The organism is Hymenobacter agri, assembly GCF_054778495.1.
Map to the genome: position 1 here is coordinate 1 of NZ_BAAGZM010000492.1, position 3,298 is coordinate 3,298.

Annotated in this window: 2 protein-coding genes and 1 pseudogene; all 3 read left to right on the forward strand. The window is 61.9% G+C overall.

Features of this window, described 5'->3' with window-relative positions; translation table 11 throughout:
* Positions 1 to 1,476: TldD/PmbA family protein (locus ACYVDE_RS18185; RefSeq protein ID WP_460502973.1), on the forward strand; the 1,476-nt coding region annotated here is incomplete at its 5' end.
* A gap of 106 nt (positions 1,477 to 1,582) precedes the next feature.
* Positions 1,583 to 2,902 (forward strand): TldD/PmbA family protein, encoded by a 1,320-nt coding sequence (locus ACYVDE_RS18190; RefSeq protein WP_460502974.1) that lies wholly within the window; start codon positions 1,583 to 1,585, stop codon positions 2,900 to 2,902.
* A 146-nt stretch (positions 2,903 to 3,048) separates the two neighbouring features.
* Positions 3,049 to 3,298, forward strand: a pseudogene (locus tag ACYVDE_RS18195) (TldD/PmbA family protein); the annotation flags it as partial.

A 3,298-nucleotide genomic window follows, 5' to 3' on the forward strand; every position in this document is an offset into this window, starting at 1 on the left:
GGCGCCAGCTACGCCGACGTGCGCATTGGCCGCTACCTCAACCAGAGCATTTTCACCCGCGAGAAGCAGGTGCAGGACCTGGCCAGCGGCGAGAGCTTCGGCGCGGGCGTGCGGGTGCTGGCCAACGGCACCTGGGGCTTCGCCGCCACCAACGTGGTGACGGAGGCCAGCCTCGCCAAAGCCGCCCAGCTGGCCGTGTCCATCGCCAAGGCCAACTCGAAAGTGCAGAAGGAAAAGGTGCAGCTGGCCCCGCAAAAGGGCTACGGCGAAGTGAGCTGGAAAACGCCCATCAAGCAAAACGCCTTCGAGGTGCCGGTGGCGCAGAAGGTGGAGCTGCTGCTGGCGGCCAACGCCAAAGCCATCGACAACGGCGCGAGCTTCGTCAATTCCTCGCTGTTTCAGATTAACGAGCAGAAGTATTTCGCCAGCACCGACGGCTCCTACATCGACCAGGACGTGCACCGCATCTGGCCCACGTTTTCCGTCACGGGCATCGACAAGGCCAGCGGCAAGTTCCGCACCCGCGACGCACTGAGCGCGCCAATGGGCCTGGGCTACGAGTACCTCACGCCCCAGGCGGCCGACAAGCTGGCGGGCCCGGCCGGCACCGGCCTCATTGGCTACCGCAATTCCTACGACATGCTGGAAGACGCCGCCCTGGCCGCCAAGCAGGTGAAGGAAAAGCTGACCGCGAAATCCGTTACGGCCGGCAAATATGACCTCGTGCTGGAGCCCAACCATCTGGGCCTGACCATTCACGAATCGGTGGGCCACCCGCTGGAGCTGGACCGCGTGCTGGGCTACGAGGCTAATTACGCGGGCACTTCATTTGCGACGTTGGAGTGGAAAGCCAAGGGCATTCCCTTCGGTTCGAAGCTGGTGAACATCGTGGCCGACAAGCTACAGCCCGGCTCGCTGGGCGCGGTGGGCTACGACGACGAAGGCGTGAAAACCAAGCGCTGGGACCTCATCAAGGAAGGCCGATTGGTGGACTATGAGAAAATCCGCGACCAGGCGCACATCGTGGGCCAGACCGAATCGGACGGCTGCTGCTACGCCGATTCGTGGAATTCGGTGCAGTTCCAGCGCATGCCCAACGTGAGCCTGCAGCCCGGCAAAGCCAAGCTGAGCGTGGACGAGCTGATTAAAAACGTGGACAAGGGCATTTACATCGCCGGCCGCGGCTCCTATTCCATCGACCAGCAGCGCTACAACTTCCAGTTTGGCGGGCAGGTGTTCTACGCCATCGAGAAGGGCCAGATTACCGGCATGATTGAGGACGTGGCCTACCAGGCCAACACCCAGGAATTCTGGAACTCCTGCGCCGCCATCTGCGACGAATCGGACTACCGCTTGTTCGGGTCGTTTTTCGATGGCAAGGGCCAGCCCTCGCAGGTTTCGGCCGTGAGCCACGGCTCGGCCACCACGCGCTTCAACGGCGTGAACGTGATAAATACGGCGCGCAAAATCGGGTAAATTTTAAGCTGTTAGCTTATAGCTGCTAGCCGTTAGCTCCATTCAGAGGACCTGGCTACCATCGAAAAGCTAACAGCCAACAGCTACAAGCTAACAGCTAATCATCATGGCCCTTCTCTCTAAAGACGAAGCCCAAACCATCCTCAAAAAGGTCCTCAGCTTTAGCACCGCCGATGAGTGCGAGGCGACGCTGACCGGCAACACCGGCGGCAACGTACGCTCGGCCCGCAATTCCATCAGCACGGCCGGGGCCAGCGAGAACGTGTCGTTGGCCGTGCAATCGCGCTTCGGCAAGCGCAGCGGTACGGCCACCTGCAACGAGTTCGACGACGCCTCGCTGCGCCGCTGCGTGCAGCGGGCCGAGGAAATTGCCCGCCTCGCCCCCGAAAGCCCCGAGTACGTGCCGCTACTCGGTCCGCAGACATATCTGGCTTCGCCGGGCTCTTTCGCGGCGCGCACGGCTGCCATCACGCCCGACTACCGGGCCGAGCAGATTGGAGCCAGCATGGCGCTCTGCGAGCAGAAGAAGCTGAGCTCCGCTGGCTTCTTTAACGACTCGGCCGGCTTCGTGGCCAAGCGTAATTCCAAGGGGCTCGAAGCTTACCAGCAGGTTTCTAATCTTGATTTCTCCATCACCGTGCGCACGGCCGACGGCACCGGCTCGGGCTACGCCATTGCCAACTACACCGATTTGGCGAGGTTCGACGCGGCCCGCCTGACCAAGGTAGCAGCCGATAAAGCGGCTTCGTCGGTGGGTGCGAAGGCCATTGAGCCGGGCAAGTACACGGTGATTCTGGAGCCGGCGGCGGCCATCGACCTGCTCAACAACATGATGGGCGCCATGGACGTGCGCAACGCCGACGAAGGGCGTAGCTTCCTGAGCAAAAAGGGCGGCGGCAATAAGAAGGGCGAGAAGGTGTTCGACGAGCGGGTCACCATCTACTCCGACCCGACCAACCCCGACGTGCCCGACCTGACCTTCGCCGGCGACGGCCGCCCCCAGCAGAAAGTAACCTGGGTGGAGAAGGGCGTGGTGAAAAACCTGTACACCTCGCGCTACTGGGCCCAGAAATCGGGCGTCCCCGACATCCCGCCGCCCAACGGCTGGATTATGGCCGGCGGCACCCAAAGCACGGCCGAGCTCATTAAGGGCACGGCCAAGGGCATTCTGGTGACGCGCCTCTACTACATTCGGGCCGTTGACCCGCAAACGCTGCTGTACACCGGGCTGACGCGCGACGGAACGTTCTACATCGAAAACGGCCAAATCAAGTTTCCCATTAAGAACTTCCGCTTCAACGAAAGCCCGGTGATTATGCTGAACAACCTGGAGGCGCTGGGCAAGCCCGTGCGCCTGAGCGGCAGCTTGGTGCCCCCGCTCAAAATCCGCGATTTCACCTTCACCAGTTTGTCCGACGCGGTTTAGACGCGGTTTAACAGAACGTCATGCAGAGCGCAGCGAAGCATCTCGCGTGCCACCAGTATTCAACGGTCTGCAACATTTGATTTACTACTGCACGCGAGATGCTTCGCTGCGCTCTGCATGACGTTCTAAAAACCTTCTCCAACCTTATGAAAAGACGCGACTTTGTGGGCCTCACCGGCCTGGCCACCGGGGCCCTGTTTTTGCCCGGCTTCCCCAGCCTCGGCAGCGCCGTCGACCCGCTGCGGCTGCTGGAGCCGGGCCTCGACGTGGCCCAGAAAAAACGCCTGGCCGACGTGGGCCTGAATGCCGCCAAAAGCGCCGGCGCCAGCTACGCCGACGTGCGCATTGGCCGCTACCTCAACCAGAGCATTTTCACCCGCGAGAAGCAGGTGCAGG

Coding starts and splice junctions, on each gene's coding strand:
- ACYVDE_RS18190 (WP_460502974.1), top strand. CDS start 1,583: ATGGCCCTTCTCTCTAAAGACGAAGCCCAAACCATCCTCAAAAAGGTC.